The organism is Gordonia sp. NPDC062954 (assembly GCF_044543825.1).
In the GTDB taxonomy this organism is placed as follows: Bacteria; Actinomycetota; Actinomycetes; order Mycobacteriales; family Mycobacteriaceae; genus Gordonia; species Gordonia tangerina.
In genome coordinates this window covers 134,647-153,571 of record NZ_JBITWL010000006.1, presented here as the reverse complement: position 1 = coordinate 153,571, position 18,925 = coordinate 134,647, and the positions used below count along the sequence as shown (strand labels likewise).

Genomic DNA, 18,925 nt, shown 5'->3' with positions numbered 1-18,925 from the left:
GCTCACACGAAGTATCGGCGATGCCGGATGCTACCCCGGATCCGACCGACGAGGTTTCCGGCGTGAAACAGCCAATGGCCCCCTGAAACCCGCGTCAACCGTTGGGGCAGAAGCGGGTTCCGCAGGATCAAGAAAGCCAACAGGTCGAGTAGGTAGTACAGCGGCCTGCCACGCATCCCATAGCCACGGTAGTCCGAGAACAACTGGACAAGACCTTGGCCGTAGGTCACCGACTGCGACCAGAGTCCACGCAGGCTGTCACGGAGGCGGTAAGCGACGAGAGCATCGGCAGCGTGTCCCACCGTGCCGCCCTGCAGCTGCACTCGGAGCGCGAGGTCGGCGTCCTCGTAGCCCCGCGTGTACGCCTCGTCGAAACCGCCAGCGGCGGCCAGCACATCCGACCACGCAGCCATGTTCGCCCCGGTGACGACGCGTAGGAATCCAGGCAACTCGAAAGGAACTGCCGACGGCGGCATGGGGCGCCAGGCTATGACCTCGGGATCGTTCAGGGTCGTGGTCTCAATACCTCCGCTGACCACGTCGTGGTGGGCGGCGCAGGCGACGAGCCGCTCCAACCACTGCGGATGCACCATGTCGTCTGCGTCGCAGAAGGCGATGAGATCGCCTTCGGACTCCGAGATCCCGACATTGCGGGCATATGATGCGCCCACACGTGCCGACGCGTCCACCACTCTCATGTTCACGTCGACACGCAACCGATGCTGCTGAATGTGCTGCCGAAGGCCATCGTCCGAGCCGTTGTCGCAAAGCAGCACCTCGAACCAGCCCGGGTATGTCTGTTCCGCCAGCGCCGCAAGCTGACCGTCGATCGAATCCACGGCGTTGCGGACCGGGATGACTACGGAGACCGAGGACGGAGTCCGCGGCCGCTGCCGGGTAATCCGTTCGCGCGGGGCTTCCGCTGCGCGCCGACCTCGGCTCCGACGTAGGGTTCGCGCCGGAATCCGGCCCGTCTCACCGCGCCAGGAGGCACGGAAGCCGCTGGCAGTGAGGTAGATGCGTGACATTCGGCGCGACCCGATCATCATCGCCCGACCTCGGATCGCGGAGTCCTTGACCAGTGAAACCATCGTCCACAGCGGCTCAGAGCGCCAGTAACGACGATAGAGGGTCAACCGATTCCGTGCGATGTAGTAGTGCCGGAACGGGGCGTCCTCGGAGAACTCGATCCCCGCCCCGCGGCCACGCATCAACCACCGTAGCGGTTGCGGCGGCCGCCAGACCGCGGTCCGCCCCAGACTGTGGTCGATCGCAGCGCCCGGAACCACCAGAGCATGGGCGCCGTGTGCCCTTGCCCGCAGGTAGAACTCGGTCTCGACGCAGTCGATGAACAAACTCTCGTCGAACAGTCCGACAGCGGCGAACAGACCACGCGGGAACAGCATCCCCGACTGCAACGGCTCGAACGCGAGCGTCAGGCCCCGGTGGGCAAACCAGAACGGCGCGACGTCCCCGTTGATCTCGCTGGGCGACAACATCACTGTGGACATCCCAAGCGAAGCTGCAAGATCGAGATGGTCGATCATACGGCGAACGTAGTCAGGCCCGATCCGGGTGTCCTGATCCAGTGTCAGCACGGCATCAGCACCGTCGGCCAGTGCAGCTTCGATTCCCCGGTTGAGCGCAGCAGCGATGCCACCGTTGGCGGGTAGTTCGATGACAGTCGCACCCATCTGTGCGCAGCTGTCGAGCACGTCGCGAACCGAACCGTCCGGATCCACAGCCAGGGAGGGTGAACCGTCATCCACGATGATTACCTGAATAACTTGTCCGAGAACTGATTCTACGGTTTCGACGAGACTCTCATCCGGCTCGAATGCACTAACGACCGCCACCACCGATGGCCACTCCTTCACTGCGCCGCCTGCCTTGCCGGGTCCTGCAGAACCTCGTCGACGACTCGGGCCGTCTCGGCGACATAGGGCACCCGCACCATCGAGTGATGGTCCCCACCGACATCGACAACCGTCACCGCGCCGGTGGTGAAATGCGACCAGAGCGACATGTCGTCGGTATTGGTGCGTGCCCGGATCATTGTGATGGGACCCGCAAACGGACTCGGACGGTGGCGGCGAATCATCCGGGTTCCCAGATCGAAGAAGACGGCCCACTGCAATGTCGTGGGCAGGCGGACCACTCCGGCCGTCAGCATCAGCCCGTTCATCGCAATCACGTTCCAGGCGCGCTGCCACCGAGGCCTATCGTCCACGGGTTGTGAGGTGCCGGCACGATCGGGCAACGCATCCATACCCCTTGCAGGAAAGGGAGTATCGCTCTTCCGTCGCCTCGGCAGACCAAATCTCCGCCCCTGCAGCCGTCGGGCGAGCACAGGGTCGATGAGCGCATCCAGCACCACGACCGGACCACCGGGCTCGCCCTGTTGCGCCATCTGGGCTGCTGCTTCGATCGCTACGAAACCACCCAGCGAATATCCCCCAATCCGGTAGGGCCCGTGGGCTTGGACTGAGCGAATGTCCGCAATCACTCGGCGGGCTGCAGAACGGATCGATCTATCCGCTCGCCCCCTGCCTTCGATGCCGTGTGCCTGGATTGCATAGATCGCCCCATCCGAATCGAGTTCTCGCGCCAGCGCGGTGAGACTCGTGGCGAGGCTTCCGGCACCGGCGACCAGGAACAGTGGTTCTGAGACGCCCTCCCGAAGGCGGACAAGCGTCTCGCCACTCGCGGCTGCCGAGCGCTCCGCATTGGCGGCGTCGAGTATCGGGGCAAAGTCGGCGATCGTCGGCGCCGTCGCGAGCATCGCGGTGTTCAGCCGGACCCCGAAACGATGCTCCAGATCCGCGAACATGGTGGCCGCGGCCAACGAATCACCACCCAGCTCAACGAAATCTTCGTCGCGACCGACCTGCTCGAGGCCGAGAACGTCGCGCCACAGCACGGACAGCGTCGATTCCGTCGGTCCACGAGGAGGCTTCGGTGTCGGTCGGGGCGAGGGAGCCGGGAGGGCCGCTCGGTCCACCTTCCCGCGTTCATTTCGCGGAAGGTCGGTCATGATGACGACGTCACGGGGAATCATCCAGGGCGCCAGCGTCGTGGCGAGCGCTGTCCGAACTTCAGCGGGCGACGGAGTCCACTTCGACGGATCAACGGCGACGTGGGCGATGAGTTGGGTACGTTCGGTATTCGCCGACACCACGGCGTCGACGGTCCACGGCATCGCGCGCAGCGCGGTCTCCACCTCGGCGGGCTCCACCAGGTAGCCCCGAACCTTGATCGCATCATCACGCCGACCCAGCAGATGCAGCATCCCACTGTCATCGAAACGGCCCAGATCTCCGGTGCGCAAGCGCGACCGACCATCTCCGATCGGTTCGAACCGCTGCGCCGTGAGCTCGGGGTCGTTGTGGTAACCCGACGCCAGGTGACCCGACTCCACCACGATCTCCCCGACGTCGCCGGCGTCCACATCGTCGCCGTTGTCGTCGACTATCCGCACATGCTTGTCACCGGCCGGAATGCCCACGGCCACGGCCCCATCGGGCACTGCGCGGTCCGGCCCGAAGAGGTTGAAGGCGAGATTGCCGATCTCCGAGGAACCCGACCAGCTGCAGAACGTGCCGGACGGCATCACGGTGCGCCGCACCCGGGTCACATCGGCACCGCGGACGGGTTCACCACAGGTCGACAGCAGGCGCAGTTCAGGGAGTGCGGCGTCGGTGTCGAGGTCACCGAGCCACGACCGCAGCAGCGACGGCGTGCAGTGCGCGGTCGTCGCGGCCTCGGCACACAGCCAGTCACGCAGGCCGGTAGTGGTGCGCCGGCGCACATCCCACAGCAGGAGGGTGGCCCCGTTTAGCAAACCCATCACCAGGCAGTCGACGCCGGCACCGAAGCTGATCGGCAACAGCACGGCCATCCGATCACCCGGCCCGAGACCGAGGAACTCGCGACCGTCGGTGGCCTGGTTGACCCAGCCTCGTTGGGAGTGGATGAGCCCCTTGGGCTTTCCGGTGGAGCCGGAGGTGAAGACGAGGATCGACGGATCGAGCGGGTCGGGCTCGGGCACCGGAGCATCGGACGGGGGCAACGCTGCCATTGACGCGGGATCGAACCGTCGGGCCCCCGACAATGCGAGGATGTGTTCGCGCCGCTCCGCGGGCAACAGCGGGTCCAGCAGGATCACCGGATGGCCGGAGCAGAGCACCGACAGCACGGCAAGGACAGAGTCGACATCGGACTCGACGTCGACGGCGATCGGCCGGCCGGGTTCGTCGACGGCGGCGGCCAGCGCGCGGCCGCGTTCGTCGGCGCGATCACGGGCCGCACCATAAGTGAGCGAACCATCCGGGCTGCGCACCGCGATCGCATCCGCGTAACGGCCGGCTACCGCGCGCCACCGGGCGACCGTGGTGGCCGGCTCAGCCATCGAGCCCTGCCGCCAATGTCGGCCAGGACCGGTGCAACTCGTCCTGCCAGTACCCCCAGGAGTGGGTGCCGGTGGATGGGAGGTGCACCTGCGCCGGAATGGACAACTGCCGCAACCTGTTCGCCATCGCCTCGGTACACGCGCGGGTGGCCGCCTCCAACGCGCCGCCGACCAGGATCTGGTTGGCGATCGGCGGGGCACCCGGCGCCTGCGCGCTCGGCGTGTCGTACCGTCCCGGTGCACCACTGCCGCTGGACAGGTAGAGGTGGGTTCCGCGAAGTTTCTCGGCGTTGACATACGGGTCGTGTGCGCGCCACTGCCGCGATCCCGTCGGACCCCACATGTTGTCGGCATTGCCACCGGCAGCGGTGTAGACGATGCCCCGGACTGCGGCCTCGCCCTCCGGGGTACTGGTGCGGGCGCAGCCACTGTAGGAGGCCACCGACCGGTACAGGCTCGGCGCGATGGTCGCCAGGTCGAGTACCGACGTCGCCGACATCGACAGTCCGGCGATGGCATTGCGACCGTTCGTGCCCAATGCGTCATCGACGACGCCGGGCAGCTCATCGGTCAGGAAGGTGGCCCACATCGGTTGCCCCACCTGCGGATCGGCGGCGATCCAGTCGGTGTAGTAGCTACCGAGACCACGTGCAGGAATCACCACATTGACGAACTTGCCGGCGAAAAACTGCTGGGCGTCGGTTTGCGCGAGCCAGTTGGCCCCGTCCTCTCCCCCGCCGGCGCCGTTGAGCAGATATAGGGTGGGTGCGCCGATTGGGGCACCGGCCGGACGGATCACCTGAAACGGAATGTCGATCCCCATCGCCGGCGATCGCACGATCATCTGCCAGAGGGTCCCGTCGACCTGAGTCAGCCCGGTGAGCGTGGCGCGCTGGTCGGGGTCGCGCGCGTCGGCCGGTCCGGGCCCGAACTGTGACATCACCACGGTGAGCAGAATCGTCGCTATCACCGTGCGCCCGAACCACCGCGGGCGTCGTGGCGAGGTTCGCTGAGCTTCACAACGCGCCCCTGAAAACGGCGCCGAGGATGTCATCAGTCGATTCAAACCGGAAACACCCCTACACATGCAAGTTAGCTTAGCCTACCTTACACACATTGCCCGGCAGGGGCCGCGAAACCGGCGGGCCTGTGACCGGCACAATCACCCGAAAAGTGCAACGTCCGTTGAGCCGCAAGCGATGTCGGAGAACCGACCCTCCGGAGACCAAGAATCACCGCTCCAGCAGACCCCGCACCGACGCCGGCACCGCACCCGGCGTCGCGGTCACCGGATCGCCGTAGACGGTCTTCATCGGTACGTGTCCGGTCCACCCGATGGCCCCGTCGTCTCCGGGTCCGCCGGCGCGCGCCTTCGCCAGCCAGCACCCGTCCATGATCGGCAACGCGAGGATCGCCGTCGCCGACAGTTCTCTACGCGTGTGCGCACGCACCTCGGCACTGCGGCCGGGCAGGATCGCATCGGAGAAGATGTCGAGTGCCCGGGAAGCGTCGTCAGCGTCGACCGGCTGCAGCCGCCCGCGCACGACCGCTGACCGATAGTTCACCGAATGATCGAACAACGTCTCCGCAACCACCAGTCCGTCGAGAAGAAACGCCGTGAACGTCACCGGCGCACCGGCGGCGACGTGCCGCAACGCACCGGCCCCCGACGACCCGTGGATCAACAACCGATCACCGTCACGGGCGGCGAGCATCGGTACCGACCACGGGAGGCGATCGTCGGTGACCGTGGACAGCACTCCCACTCGCGCTTCGTCGAGGACCTCGTCAAGCAGTCTGCGATCACCGGCGCGGTCGGGCTTACGTGTGAGAGTTGCGAGTTCGTCGGTCGTCATGGGTGTCAGAATGCCCAGCCGACACCGGTACACGCCACCGAATAACGATTGCAGTCACCACGTGAGTTCGTCGCGGCAGCGACGTTGCACCGCGGCCGGATCCACCTGGATGGTTGCGTGTTCGAGTCCGTGGCGGGCCATGACCACCTGCGCGGCGGCCAGCACATCGGTGTTCGAACAATCGCTGTCGAGGTGCACCGTCGCCACATCCATCCCCGTGGTCAACGTCCACACGTGCAGATCGTGGACGTCGTCGACCGACGGGATGGCGGCCAACTCGCGCCGGAGAGCCTCCACGTCGACATGTGCCGGAGCCTGTTGGTTGAGGATGCGCATCGCATCGAGCGCGAGTCGCACCGCCCGCGGTACCACCCACAGGGCGATCAGCACCGCCACCACGACATCGGCGTACCCCCACCCCGTGGTCAGTGCGACGACACCGGCGACCAACACCCCCACACTGCCCACCGCATCGGCGAGGACCTCCAGGTAGGCGCCGCGTACGGCGATCGATTGCCGGGAGTCGGCGCGCAGCAGCATCATCATCGCGACGTTGACGGCGAGCCCGATGAGCGCGACCACGATGAGCGTCAAGCCGGGAACCTCGGGGTCGGTGCCGATGCGGCGGATCGCCTCGTAGAGCACGAAGGCCGCGACACCGATGAGCAGGACCGCGTTGGCGACGGCGGTGAACACCTCGGCCCGATGCCAGCCGAAGCTGCGGTCGTCGGTGGCCGAGCCGTGTCTGGCCAGGAGCAATGCGACGAGACCCATGAGCAGGGCCACCACGTCGGTGAGCATGTGGCCGGCGTCGGCGATCAATGCCAGCGAGTCGACCAGCAGGCCGGTCACGAGTTCGACGACGAAGTACGCGGCGATGATTCCGGCGGCCAGTGCCATCGGCCAGATCCGGCGATGACCCGCCGACGTCGCGGTGGCCGCCGTCGGCCCGTGCGAATGCGAATGTGAATGTCCCATCTCGCCGCCAATATATGCAGGTTTTCGCATATATGACAAGAGTGGCGCTCCCCACGATGGGCGTGACGTGGTGTCAGCGCAGGGTGGCCGCAGCCGACGACCGCCGCAGGCCGCTGATCATCAACATGTCGATCAGCAATGAACGGAGCTCGGCCATCACCGCCGTCTCCGACAGCGAACTATGTGCGACGAGCTCGGGTTTGGCCTTGCGCGCGACGCTGCGCAGCACTCGCGCGGCATCTGCCTGGTCGGGTTCCTCGCCCGGTTTGGCGATCATCATCGCGCGAAGCACCTCGAAGGCCTCGCCGATGTCGTCGAGGATGTCGATGATGGCCGGGTCGAGCGCCTCCCCGCGCTGCGTCATGCCCAACGCGCGCCGGGCGATGATGCGGAAGTTGCGCACCGCATTGTCGATGGGGTCGGCGGTTGCCGAGATGCGCTGAAGCCGCTCGCGCGACGTCCAGTACAGCGGGGAGATGGCGCTGACCTCTTTGCCGCCGCGCATGTCGGACCGCATCGTGTTGATGGCCTCCTGAGTGCCCCGCGCGGACGCCAGCGCGGCGAAGACCTCGGCCTCGTCCATCTCGCGCAGACCGCTCGCGAGGCGTCTCGACGCATCCCGCATCGTGGCAAGCAGGCCGGCGGCATCGCGTCGGGCCCGATGCGCCGGATTCACCGGGACCAGCGCCCCGATGAGGATGCCGATGAGACCACCGATCAGGGCGTCGATCGCACGGTGGAAGCCGCCCACGCCACCCGGCGGCAGCAACGTGGCCACCAACACCGCCGACGACGCGGCCTGCATCGGGATCAGGGGTCCGTCGTCGATGAACACCGCGATGGTCATCGCGAGTGCGACCACCACGATGATCTGCCACGTACCCGAGCCGATCACCGAGATCAGCAGATCACCGACCAAGATCCCGATGACCACACCGCTGACCAATTCGGCCGAGCGACGCCATCGTTTGCCCAGCGACAGTCCGAGCGATATGACGGCGGCGATGGGCGCGAAGAAGGGCTGCGGATGGCCGAACACCACCACAGCCACCCACCACGCGACCCCGGCTGCCAGCGAACACTGGATGATCGGGACGATCGACAGCCACAGTCGGCGGACGCGTCGATGCAGCGGAGTTGGCAACGCGTTGAGGCGGACGCGCAGCCATTCGGTCACGGCGGTTGGTCGATCTCTGCGATCAGTGGTCGCGCCGGCTGTCGATCACGCCAGTCCGAGGTGCGTCACAGCGCTTGGATCACTGTCGTTGAGCAGGTCCAGGCACCGCAGATACTCGTCCTGCTCACCGACCGCGTTGGCCGCACGGGCGAGCGCACCGACGCACCGCAGGAAACCCTGGTTCGGCTCATGGCTCCACGGCACCGGACCGAATCCCTTCCAGCCGTGTCGACGCAGCTGATCGAGTCCGCGGTGATACCCGGTGCGCGCGTACGCGTAGGCCTCGATGACCTTGCCGATGTCCGAGCCGTCCGCAGACGCCTCGAGCGCCGCATCCGCCAGGTACGCCCAGGCGATGGATGCCGTCGGGTGTGCGGCGGCGACCTGTGCGGGTGCGGTGCCGTTGAGCAGGTCCGATTCCGCCTCGTCGTCGCCGGTGAGCAGCACCGGCTGCGGGCCCAGGAGATCTCCGAAAGAAGTCACCACACCATTCAAGCACCTCGCCTCGGCGCGGGCGGAGAGCCGGCCGGTCCACTCGACCCGACTGTTGGGCGGGCCAGGCAATGCCGTCAGCAGTGTGAACCGCCCACCGAGTGCTGAATCGGGGGGCCATTCGCTAGGGTGAGTGGCGCGATCGGCCACGACGTATCCCCTTCGGCGGGGAACGTCGCACACTCACCGACGCCGATCAGATTCCATCCGGGGAAGCGGGGTGTAGACGACGATGCCTTCAGCACGCGACGACGGATCGTTGATCGGCCGCGCCCTGCAGGCGTGGCGTAATCGCGGTAACGACCAGGCGGCCCGACCCGGCCGTCGTGGTCCGGACGATTCCTGGGTCGACAGTACGAAGGGCGACGACGCAGCGGTGACAGACGAGACGAACAACGACGGCCTGAACGAATCCTCCTCGGATGACGCGTCGACGAACGCGAACGAGTCAACCGACCCGACCGCTGCGGTCGACGACCAGCCCGAACGCGACACCGCCGCGGAATCCGCAGAGGACGAGGTCACGGCCGGCGACACGACCGACGACGGTTCCGATGCTGAGCCCGACGCCGACGCCCACCCCTCTGATGACTCGTCGACAGACGAGGCAGCGCCGGAGGCCTCCGACGGGACCGCCGACGAAGACGAGGACACCCCCGAGCAGCAGACCGAGGCTGAGTCGGACGCCGAATCGGCCGATGATGCCGAGGCCGAGCCCGCGGCCCCCGAGGACGACGCGACAGCGCTCGACGAGGCAGCCGGAAACGGCGACGAGGCCGGAGACGCCGCGGAGGACCGGTCTGAACCTGCCGACACCGAACAGCCCGACAACGACGCGTCCGACCCAGCCGAGACGACCGACGCCGAGCCGGTGAAGACCGAGCCCACCCGGCCGAAGCCGAAGGGTGGCCGGGGCATCGACTCCGCGACCGCGGTCATCCGACGCGAGGACCTGCCCGAGATCTCCGAGCTCGAAGACCTCGACAGCATCAGCGCCGTGGACGACGCGGACACCACCGCGGCCGACGTTGACACCGAGCCGGAGGCTCCGACCGAGCGCGCGAAGCCCGGCGGTGGGATCGGGCCCACGGATTCGGCGACCACCGTCATCCGACGAGATGACCTACCCGACGATGACGAACTCGAGGACCTCGAGTCGATCGAGACGGTCGCCGCGCCGTCTCCCGCAGCCGACGGCGAATCCGACGAAGCTCCCGCTGATGGCAATACACCCGATGATGGTGCATCCGATGCCGACGCCACCGGCGCCGAGGCCGACGCCGGCGGGACCGACGACCACAACACCGACGCCGACGACCCGACCGACGAGTGGGTCGACGTCGACGACGCTGCCGCCACCGCGAGCGACTCCGACTCCGACAGTCAGGACGACGACGAGAAGTCGGGTACGACGAAAGCGTTCCCGGCCGCGGCCGCCGCCGCGACCGGTGCTGCTGCCGCCGGGGCGGCCGGGGCGGCAACCACCAAGACGTCCGCAGCCGAGGGCTGGTCGACCGCCGCCCACAAGCCGGAGGTCATCCCGTCCAGAAGCGATGCGGAGCGGGCCACGACGTCCGGGTCCGGCACGTCTGGGAGCGGAAAGTCCGGGGCCGGGAAGTCCGCAGCCGAGAAGTCCGGGGGCGAGAAGTCCGGCGGAGGCCGCCGATGGTGGATTGTCGCGGCGGCCGTGGTCGTCGTACTCGCAGCTGCCGGTGCGGTCTTCGGATATCTGAACCTGCGTCCCCCGGCCCCGGCCGACGAGGCCGCCGACGCCGCCGAGGAGTTCTCGACCGCTCTCTACGAGGGCGATCTGGCCACGCTGCGATCCGTCACCTGCGGCGAGCGGCATCAGTTCTACGCCTCGATCAGCGACGCGGACTTCCAGAAGATCTACGACGGTCAGAAGTCCCGTGACGAACTGGTCCGCATCGACGAGATCAAGGCGGTCAAGCTGACCGGCGAGGGCGATCAGGCGGTGGTCGAGGTGTCCGCGGTGCAGAGCGCCAACCCCGACCAGCCGCAGACCGTGACCATCAACCTGCAGAAATCCGGCGAGGAGTGGAAGGTGTGCACGCCGCAGTGACCAGCACCGGTCCTACGGAACCCCTCCGACACCAGTCGAGGTGGGTACATCACCCGAACGGTCCCGCACCGCATTCCGCTCCGCAGGGTACGGCCTACCGTCGATCCGATGCGCCGCTGGCCGGTCTGCCGCTGTCGGCGGTCCCGCCGCTGCCAGAGTCCCCTGTCTTCGAACCCCAGACCCGGCCGTTGCGGATCGAGCGCCAGGCAGCCCGGCCGCTTCCGACCGCCCGACCGGCCCGCCGGCAGCGCCTCGATCCGCCGGTCGTGATGGCGGCGCTGGTCATGGCGGCGCTCGCGGTGGGCGTCGTGGTGGGAATCGCGACCCTCTGACCATCTCCTGAACGGCCGACAGCGCCCGGCGAACCGGGCGCTGTCGAGTGGTTACGCGGGTCGTTCAGGCGCTGATGGACTTACCCACCGACTTGAGGTCGGTGCAGGCCTCCACCACACGCTCCGACATCGAGGTCTCGGCCTTCTTCGACCAGCCGCGCGGATCGTAGGTCTTCTTGTTGCCCACGTCACCGTCGACCTTGAGCACGCCGTCATAGTTCTCGAACATGTGCCCGGCGACCGGACGGGTGTAGGCGTACTGGGTGTCGGTGTCGACGTTCATCTTCACGACGCCGTAGCTGAGGGCCTCCTCGATCTCGCTCTTCAGCGAGCCCGATCCGCCGTGGAAGACGAAGTCGAACGGCTTCGCGCCCTCGGCCAGACCGAGCTTCTTGACCCCGACCTCTTGGCCGGTGTTCAGCACGTCGGGACGCAGTTTCACGTTGCCCGGCTTGTAGACGCCGTGCACGTTCCCGAAGGTCGCGGCGAGCAGGTACCGGTTGCCGGTGTCGCTCGCGCCCAGCGCGTCGAGGGTCTTCTCGAAGTCCTCGGGCGTGGTGAACAGCTTGTCGTTGATCTCGTTCTCCACACCGTCTTCTTCACCGCCGACGACGCCGATCTCGATCTCCAGGATGATGTTGGCGGCGCCCGCCTTCGCGAGCAGATCTTTCGCGATCTCCAGGTTCTCGTCGAGCGGCACGGCACTGCCATCCCACATGTGTGACTGGAACAGCGGGTTCTTCCCGGCGTCGACGCGCTCCTGCGAGATCGCGAGCAGCGGACGCACGTAGGTGTCGAGCTTGTCCTTGGGGCAGTGGTCGGTGTGCAAACCGATGGTGACGTCGTACTTGGCGGCCACCACATGGGCGAACTCGGCGAGCGCCACCGCGCCGGTGACCATATCCTTCACGCCGAGGCCGGAACCGAATTCCGCACCACCGGTGGAGAACTGGATGATGCCGTCACTGCCGGCATCGGCGAAACCCTTGATGGCTGCGTTGATCGTCGACGACGACGTGCAGTTGATCGCGGGGAACGCGTAGCCCCCCTTCTTGGCCTTGTCGAACATCTCTGCGTACTGCTCTGGAGTTGCAATGGGCATCGACGAAATCCTTCGAACGTAGGGTTCTCGCAGGCGCGAGCTGCCATCGCGTCTCAGTATGGCAGGTGCGCGGCGCGCTGTTGCGGCTGCAGGTGGACCCGCGGGCTCGGTTCCGCCGACGCTCGGCCCGCCCGGTTTGACCGTTACGATGGCAACCGTGTCGTCGTCAAAGGAGAAACGGGTACCGCAGGATCGTCCATCTCCCGACAATCACCGTCCGTCGGCCGGTGTCACCGTCGCCAACGTGGTGCGCGGCGGTCTGATGGGACTGGCCGAGACCGTGCCCGGTGTCTCCGGCGGAACGGTCGCACTGGTCACCGGCATCTACAGCCGGCTGATCGCATCGGCCAAACACCTCACCGACGTCCCGCGGGCGGTGGTCCTGCGCTCGGACTGGCGGGCCCAGATCCGCCAGGTCGACTGGTGGTTGCTCATCCCGGTCGCGATTGGCATGCTCATCGCCGTCTTCTCCATCGCCGGCGTGATGGAGACGTTCGTCACAGAGCAGCCCGTCTACTCCAAGGCGCTCTTCATGGGCATGATCGCCGCCTCGGTCGCGATCCCGTTCCTCGAGGTCCGGCCCGGCGACCTCGACGGTGGCGGCGCCAAGGGCCGCGCCGCGGCAGTGTTCGCCATGATGGCTGTCGCCGTGTTCGTGCTCACCTCGCTACCGCGCAGCGAGATCGCCGATCCGCCGCTGGTCCTGGTGTTCTGCGCCGCGGCGGTGGCCGTGTGTGCGCTCGTTTTGCCCGGTGTGTCGGGTTCGTTCTTCTTGCTGGTGGTCGGCATCTACGCACCCACCATGGCCGCTGTCGACGACCGCGACCTGCAGTATCTGTCGGTTTTCGCCCTAGGCGCACTACTGGGCATCGTGACCTTTGTGCGCGTGCTCGAATGGCTGCTCGAACACCATCACACCACCGCCATGATCGCGGCCGCCGGCCTTCTGCTGGGTTCGCTACGGGCGCTGTGGCCGTGGCAGACCGACGAGGGAGGCCTGATGGGCGTCGGTGACGACTGGCCCGGTGCGCTCGGGTTGTTCGTCCTCGGTGCAGTCGTGGTGGGGTTGGTGGCACTCGTCCAGCACAAGGTCTACTCCACCGACGCCGAGGCTTCGGTCACAGCCACCCCTTAGCCGACTCCCAGCGCAGAAGTACCTTCCGCTCCGGTTGCGCGAGTACATTGGTTCGTCGTGATCGACACCGCCCTTGCCACCACCACGACCAACCTCGCCTTGATGCCGGGGTTTCTGGACCCGGTGAATCTGCTGAACTCGTTTGGCACCTGGATCCTCGCCGGCCTGCTGCTGGTCGTGTTCATCGAGTCGGGGCTGCTGTTCCCGTTGTTGCCCGGCGATTCATTGCTGTTCACCGCGGGGCTGATCGTCGCCGCGAAATCCACCGACATCGAACCGTTCGCACCGCTGTGGGTGCTGCTTGTGACGATCCCGATCGCGGCATTCCTGGGCGACCAGGTCGGCTACCTCATCGGCAACCGCGTCGGATACTCGCTGTTCCGACCGAACGCGAAGGTGCTCAAAGAGCGCTATATCTTCGAGGCCCACGAGTTCTTCGAAAAGCATGGGCCCATCACGATCTTCCTGGCACGTTTTGTACCGATCGTGCGCACCTATGCCCCGCTGGTCGCGGGAGCTGCCAAAATGCGTTACCCGGTGTTCCTCACCTACAACGTGGTCGGCGCGATCGCGTGGGGCGCCGGTGTCACCCTGCTCGGATACTTCCTCGGGCAGATCGCGTTCATCCGCGACAACATCGACATCATCTTCCTGCTGATCGTGTTCGTCTCGGTGGTCCCGATCATCGCGGAGGTCGCCAAGCGGTTCCTGCGTTCCCGCAAGCCGGTCGTCGAGGAAACGCTCGAGGTGGAGACGCCGGAGAAGCGGACCTCATAAGCTTCCGCGCCGGCGGCTACGGGGTGTAGGCGTACGCCGCAGCCAGATCGATCCGCAGCCACCCGCCGTCGCTGCCCGACTTGTCGAGCGGATAGCCGGGGTCGATCGCGGTCCGCTGCAAGATGTCGAGACGCTGCGCGTCGGTCAGACCCGGGAATCGGCTCGCGAGCAGGGCCGCCGCCGATGCGGGGATCTGGTTGCGCTGAGCCGGCGCCGTCTTGGCGAAGCCGTAGGTCATCATCCGCCGATGCTCGGCCACCGCCTGCTGCGTGCTCATGTACGGGGTGTCCGCGGCGATGAAACGCGTCAGCGACCCACCGACGGCACGTTCGAGTTCGGCTCGAAGCTGACGTCCCGCCTGCTCGACGAGGGACCGAAAGCCCGGGTCGGACAATCGAGCCGAGACGAGATCGGTGGCCATGATCCGCCCGCCCATCACGTCGAGCGGGTAGTGCACTCCGAGCACGATGCGGCCCAGCCCGATCTCGCCGGCGCGGGCGATGATCTGCGGGCCGAGTTCGGGCAACCAGTACGCCATCAGTCCACCGAACAGGTAGCCCATGCTGGTGTGTCCGGACGGATAGGAGCCGTTCCCGCCGAGGTCGGCGTAGAGGTCCTCGCCCGGCCGGTTGTAGCGCTCGATCTTTCCGGGCGCCACCACGAACGGACGCGGGTTGCCGAAGATCTCCTTCTCGATCAGGGTGGTGCCCAGCGGCAGCATGGCGCGTGCCGTGTAGCCCTCGGTGAGCGCGGCGACCTTCGGCACCCGGCCGTCGGCGAGCAGCTTGCGGAAGACCGGCCCGAGCCGCTTCCCGAGCGCTTCGGACAACGAGGTCAGCCGATCGTCGTAGTTGATCGCGATCGCGTCGGCCTGCTGGGCCGGGGTGGCCGAGTTGTTGATCCGGATGACGGTGCGCAGATTCTGGTCGATGATGTCGGGGCGCTGTTCACGCAGAACATCGAAGCCGTCCAGGACCGGCACGTACGTCCCGCCCGGCGGATAGTCCGACGGGTACGCTCTGATGAGCTGGGCGGGTGTGAACGCCGCCGGCGCCGCCACCGGGGTGGGCGCGGCCGCGGCGACTCCCCCGGAGACGAGACCGAGACCGACGGTCAGAGCAGTCAGTACGGAGATGAGCGCGGGGCGTAGGCGCGAGGTCGACACGGGTGATCACTCTTCCGTCCCGGACGTTGGTTGCGCAAGTGAACGATCGGTTACCGTGGGCGCGACCCACCGCCGCGGGCACAGTTGCGGGCAATCGCCGGAGAGCAGGGACCGATGAGCAGCACACCGTGTCGTATCACCGAGTTGTGGCGCCATCCAGTGAAGTCGATGGGTGGCGAGTCGCTCGAGTCGCTCGAGTTGAGACCCCGTGGGGTACATGGTGATCGGCTGTGGGCCCTGCATGATGTCGAACGCGACACCACCATCTCGGCTCGACGGCTGCCCGCCGTCTTGGGATTCTCCGCGCGGTTCGCGGCGCCACCCGGCCCCGACGCGGGCCCGGGGCGGGTACCGGCGGTGATCCTCACCGCTCCCGACGGCTCGGAGCATCACAGCGACGACCCGCAGATCCATTCCGCCGTGTCCGCGCGACTCGACCGCGATGTCCGCCTGATCCCCCTGCCCGACGATCCGCGCGCGCACCGGCTGTCGTGGCGCGAGCGGATGACGTCGCTGACCCCGGGGGCGCTCGCCCGCGATCTGGGTATCGCGTCCGACGAGAAGCTGCCGAAGGTCTCCGACATGAATGCCCGCGCGCTGTCGACGTTGACCCGCAACGCCACCCCGCCGGGTACGTTCGTCGATCTGTGTCCGGTGCATATCATCACCGAGACGAGCGTGGCCACCATCGCCGCCGCGATGGGTATCGAGCACCTCGATCCCCGACGGTTCCGGCCGAACCTGATACTCGCCGGCGACTTCGGCGCCGACGGCCTCCCGGAGGCCCGGTGGCCCGACGCCACCCTGGACCTGGGTGACGCACGCATGCGCGTGGTGATGCGGACGGTGCGCTGCGTGGTGCCCAGCCGGGCACATGTGGGCCTACCGGTGGAGGCCGGTCTGACCCGTGCGGTCGCCACGACCGCCGACCGCTACCTCGGCGTGTATGCCGACGTCATCCGGTCGGGCCGGGTCCGGGTGGGCGACTCGTTGACGATCACACCGCCGAGCCCACCGTCGGCGCCACGACGACTGGCCCGGCGCGGCCGCGTGCTGGCCTTCGACTCCGCCAACCGGGTCGCCGAGTTGCTGCGTCGCGGCTGACGCATCGGCTGCGCTTACCACGCCGTCCCGAGATCGGCATGCTGACGCACCCAGGCGTGCATCGTAATCCCGGCCGCCACACCGGCATTGATGCTGCGGGTGGAGCCGAACTGGGCGATCGACACGGTGAGGTCGGCGTGGGTCTGGGCGTCGTCGCTGACTCCGGGGCCTTCCTGCCCGAACAGCAGCACACAGTCGCGCGGCAGGTCGGCCGTCTCGAGGCGAACCGCGCCCGGCGTGTTGTCCACGGCGACCACGGCGAGTCCCTCGGCTCGGGCCCAGTCGATCAGCTCGGCCACCGAATCGTGGTGCATCAGATGCTGATAGCGGTCGGTGACCATCGCGCCGCGCCGGTTCCACCGCCGTCGGCCGACGATGTGCACCGCCGCCGCCGCGAAGGCGTTGGCGGTGCGCACCACGGTGCCGATGTTGGCGTCGTGCGCAAAGTTCTCGATGGCCACGTGGAAGGGGTGACGCCGGGAGTCGATGTCGGCGACGATGGCGTCGCGCGTCCAGTACCGGTAGGCGTCGACCACGTTGCGGGTGTCGCCGTCGGCGAGCAGCTCGGGGTCGTAGCGGGCGTCGGTGGGTGCCGGGGCGTCGTGTTCGGCGATCCACGGCCCCACTCCGACCGACGGCGTCGACCGCGGTTGCCACTCGGTGGGTCCGGTTTCCTCCACGGTCGTGGGTCGCTCCATCCGGACCTAGCCGAGGCCGAGATCGGGCAAGCCGAGCAACGACCGGTAGGGCACCCCGAGGGCGGAGATCACCTCGTCGGCGCCGGTCGCCCGGTCCACCACGGTGGCCACTCCGATGACCGTGGCGCCGGCCTCCCGCGCGGCCTCGACCGCAGCGGACGGTGAGGCACCGGTGGTGGAGGTGTCCTCGACGACGAGCACAGCGCGCCCGGCGATGTCGGGACCTTCGATACGGCGTTGCATGCCGTGGGTCTTGGTGGCCTTGCGCACCACGAAGGCGTCGATGGCCGGGCCGTCGGCGTGCATGATCGACGTGGCGACCGGGTCCGCCCCCAAGGTGAGGCCACCGACCGCGTCATACGACCAGTCGGCGGTGAGTTCGCGCATCAGCTGCCCGATGAGCCGCGACGCCTCGTGGTGCAGCGTGGCTCGCCGCAGATCCACGTAGTAGTCGGCTTGTTTGCCCGACGACAACGTCACCCGCCCGTGCACGACGGCCAGGTCGGTGACCAGTTCGGCCAGGCGGGTTCGGGCGCGGTCGTCGACGGTGGGTGCGGACGCTGACGAAGACATGACGCTGCTCATTTCTGCAAGTGTTGGACGGTCACGGGTGCGCCGACGCGCGCCGCGAGGCCGACGACATCAGCCTTTGCGGTGACGGTTGGGACGATCGGGGGGAGGGGTGGCGCCCGGCGGCATGTCGTAGGGACGACGCCCGTCAGGTCCCGGCCGACGCACAGGCATCGGTTGCATGCGCCGTCCGGGTGCCGATTCCGGAGTTTGACTCCAGGCTCGTGTCGGCGCGGGTGACACCGCGTCACCCTCGGCGGTCGACGGCTCGGGCGCCGCGGTGGGCGGCTGGTGCGGGGCGGCAGCAGCTGCGGGTTTGTCGGCCTCGATCCGCGCGCGGCGCTGCTTGTCGCGCATCGACTCGGTCTTCTCGTCGGCCAGTTCGGCGCGTGTGGGGCCGTGCGGGTCGCGGGGGTCCGGGGCATCCTGCGGATCGACCAGTGGGGGTAGCACGCGCAACAGATCAGCGAACCTGCGGACCACCTCGAGCCCGGTGTCGAGCTGAGCGTCTTCGGTGGTCAGCGGCATCGAGCCGAGCACCCAGTTGCCCTCGTTCCACAGCACCTCGATGAACGGCGGGGCGTTGTTGGCCAACGCCACCATGCGCCGATCGCAGACACGACGCGCCACGTCGAGATTGTTGGAGAACATCACACGCGGACCCATCGCGCCCAGCAGCTCCACGTCTTCTTCGGCCGGCGCCAGGACGTCCTCGTGGCGAAGGTCGATCACGACCGGGGACGGGGTCGAACGCCGTACCGCGACCACGGTGGCCGTTTCGGCGAGGTCGAACACCGCCGCCTCGGTACCGGCGTAGTGCCCGTATGCGACGTCCTGCACTGCCACACGGTCGGGCACGTTCATCGTCGCGCGGTGAAAGACCTTGCGCAGCTTGGTGTCCGTTTCACGGAACTTGAACTCGTGCTGGTCCCCCCAGACCGCTCGCCGATGCCGCACAGCACTCGAACGCTGCCGGTCGAGCCACAACAGGGCGACCGCACCGGCGAGTGCCAACACGGCGATCACGAAATACACGATGGTCATCGCG

General features: G+C 67.5%; 17 protein-coding genes. 5 read left to right on the top strand and 12 right to left on the bottom strand.

What is annotated here, in order from left to right; all coding sequences use genetic code 11:
* Positions 1-2 precede the first annotated feature (2 nt).
* The 7 genes from ACIGKQ_RS08795 to ACIGKQ_RS08765 all read right to left on the bottom strand — a co-directional run bounded on the left by ACIGKQ_RS08795 (position 3) and on the right by ACIGKQ_RS08765 (position 8,902).
* Positions 3-1,856 (bottom strand): glycosyltransferase, encoded by a 1,854-nt coding sequence (locus ACIGKQ_RS08795; protein WP_396573241.1) that lies wholly within the window; start codon positions 1,854-1,856, stop codon positions 3-5.
* A gap of 17 nt (positions 1,857-1,873) precedes the next feature.
* Complete coding sequence (locus tag ACIGKQ_RS08790) at positions 1,874-4,408, bottom strand: AMP-binding protein (RefSeq protein WP_287015718.1); 2,535 nt, start codon at positions 4,406-4,408, stop codon at positions 1,874-1,876.
* A complete protein-coding gene (locus tag ACIGKQ_RS08785; protein ID WP_396573336.1) occupies positions 4,401-5,348 on the bottom strand; it encodes an alpha/beta hydrolase in 948 nt (315 codons plus the stop codon). Before ACIGKQ_RS08785 ends, ACIGKQ_RS08790 begins: the two co-directional genes overlap by 8 nt.
* A 292-nt stretch (positions 5,349-5,640) precedes the next feature.
* Positions 5,641-6,264, bottom strand: coding sequence for a pyridoxamine 5'-phosphate oxidase family protein (locus ACIGKQ_RS08780; protein WP_328715004.1), 624 nt, complete (start codon positions 6,262-6,264; stop codon positions 5,641-5,643).
* Between the two features lie 54 nt (positions 6,265-6,318).
* On the bottom strand, positions 6,319-7,242 hold the full coding sequence (locus ACIGKQ_RS08775) for a cation diffusion facilitator family transporter (protein WP_235724442.1): 924 nt from the start codon (positions 7,240-7,242) through the stop codon (positions 6,319-6,321).
* A gap of 73 nt (positions 7,243-7,315) precedes the next feature.
* Entirely contained in the window at positions 7,316-8,419 is a 1,104-nt protein-coding gene (locus ACIGKQ_RS08770) for an aromatic acid exporter family protein (RefSeq protein WP_396573238.1), read from the bottom strand.
* A 45-nt stretch (positions 8,420-8,464) separates the two neighbouring features.
* Positions 8,465-8,902: a DUF3151 domain-containing protein gene (locus ACIGKQ_RS08765; RefSeq protein WP_235724440.1), complete on the bottom strand. Its 438-nt coding sequence runs from the start codon at positions 8,900-8,902 to the stop codon at positions 8,465-8,467.
* Between the two features lie 241 nt (positions 8,903-9,143).
* On the opposite strand from ACIGKQ_RS08765, the gene ACIGKQ_RS08760 reads away from it, so the two are divergent.
* Both ACIGKQ_RS08760 and ACIGKQ_RS08755 read left to right on the top strand, forming a co-directional pair.
* Positions 9,144-10,994, top strand: coding sequence for a DUF4878 domain-containing protein (locus ACIGKQ_RS08760; RefSeq protein ID WP_396573236.1), 1,851 nt, complete (start codon positions 9,144-9,146; stop codon positions 10,992-10,994).
* Positions 10,991-11,326, top strand: coding sequence for a hypothetical protein (locus tag ACIGKQ_RS08755; protein ID WP_287015722.1), 336 nt, complete (start codon positions 10,991-10,993; stop codon positions 11,324-11,326). The genes ACIGKQ_RS08760 and ACIGKQ_RS08755 overlap by 4 nt, the downstream gene beginning before the upstream one ends.
* 64 nt (positions 11,327-11,390) lie before the next feature.
* Here ACIGKQ_RS08755 and fbaA read toward each other — a convergent pair whose 3' ends face one another.
* Entirely contained in the window at positions 11,391-12,428 is a 1,038-nt protein-coding gene (gene fbaA / locus ACIGKQ_RS08750; RefSeq protein WP_266063464.1) for a class II fructose-bisphosphate aldolase, read from the bottom strand.
* Between the two features lie 148 nt (positions 12,429-12,576).
* Between fbaA and ACIGKQ_RS08745 the strand changes: the two genes are divergently transcribed.
* Both ACIGKQ_RS08745 and ACIGKQ_RS08740 read left to right on the top strand, forming a co-directional pair.
* Positions 12,577-13,563, top strand: a complete 987-nt coding sequence (locus tag ACIGKQ_RS08745) for a DUF368 domain-containing protein (RefSeq protein WP_372512464.1) — start codon at positions 12,577-12,579, stop codon at positions 13,561-13,563.
* Positions 13,564-13,620: 57 nt separating this feature from the next.
* Positions 13,621-14,340: a VTT domain-containing protein gene (locus ACIGKQ_RS08740; RefSeq protein ID WP_266063466.1), complete on the top strand. Its 720-nt coding sequence runs from the start codon at positions 13,621-13,623 to the stop codon at positions 14,338-14,340.
* 16 nt (positions 14,341-14,356) lie between these two features.
* On the opposite strand, the gene ACIGKQ_RS08735 is transcribed toward ACIGKQ_RS08740, so the two are convergent.
* Positions 14,357-15,505 carry a phosphatase PAP2 family protein gene (locus tag ACIGKQ_RS08735; protein ID WP_396573233.1) on the bottom strand — a complete coding sequence of 383 codons (1,149 nt, stop codon included), beginning with the start codon at positions 15,503-15,505 and terminating at the stop codon, positions 14,357-14,359.
* Between the two features lie 114 nt (positions 15,506-15,619).
* Here ACIGKQ_RS08735 and ACIGKQ_RS08730 point away from each other — a divergent pair, with 114 nt between their 5' ends.
* Entirely contained in the window at positions 15,620-16,609 is a 990-nt protein-coding gene (locus tag ACIGKQ_RS08730; protein WP_396573232.1) for an MOSC domain-containing protein, read from the top strand.
* A 14-nt stretch (positions 16,610-16,623) separates the two neighbouring features.
* On the opposite strand, the gene ACIGKQ_RS08725 is transcribed toward ACIGKQ_RS08730, so the two are convergent.
* From ACIGKQ_RS08725 to ACIGKQ_RS08715, 3 genes are all read right to left on the bottom strand, one after another.
* Positions 16,624-17,307, bottom strand: coding sequence for a TrmH family RNA methyltransferase (locus tag ACIGKQ_RS08725; RefSeq protein ID WP_396573230.1), 684 nt, complete (start codon positions 17,305-17,307; stop codon positions 16,624-16,626).
* Positions 17,308-17,313: 6 nt separating this feature from the next.
* Entirely contained in the window at positions 17,314-17,880 is a 567-nt protein-coding gene (pyrE, locus tag ACIGKQ_RS08720) for an orotate phosphoribosyltransferase (RefSeq protein WP_266063469.1), read from the bottom strand.
* 69 nt (positions 17,881-17,949) lie between these two features.
* Positions 17,950-18,921: a hypothetical protein gene (locus ACIGKQ_RS08715; RefSeq protein ID WP_266063470.1), complete on the bottom strand. Its 972-nt coding sequence runs from the start codon at positions 18,919-18,921 to the stop codon at positions 17,950-17,952.
* Positions 18,922-18,925 lie beyond the last annotated feature (4 nt).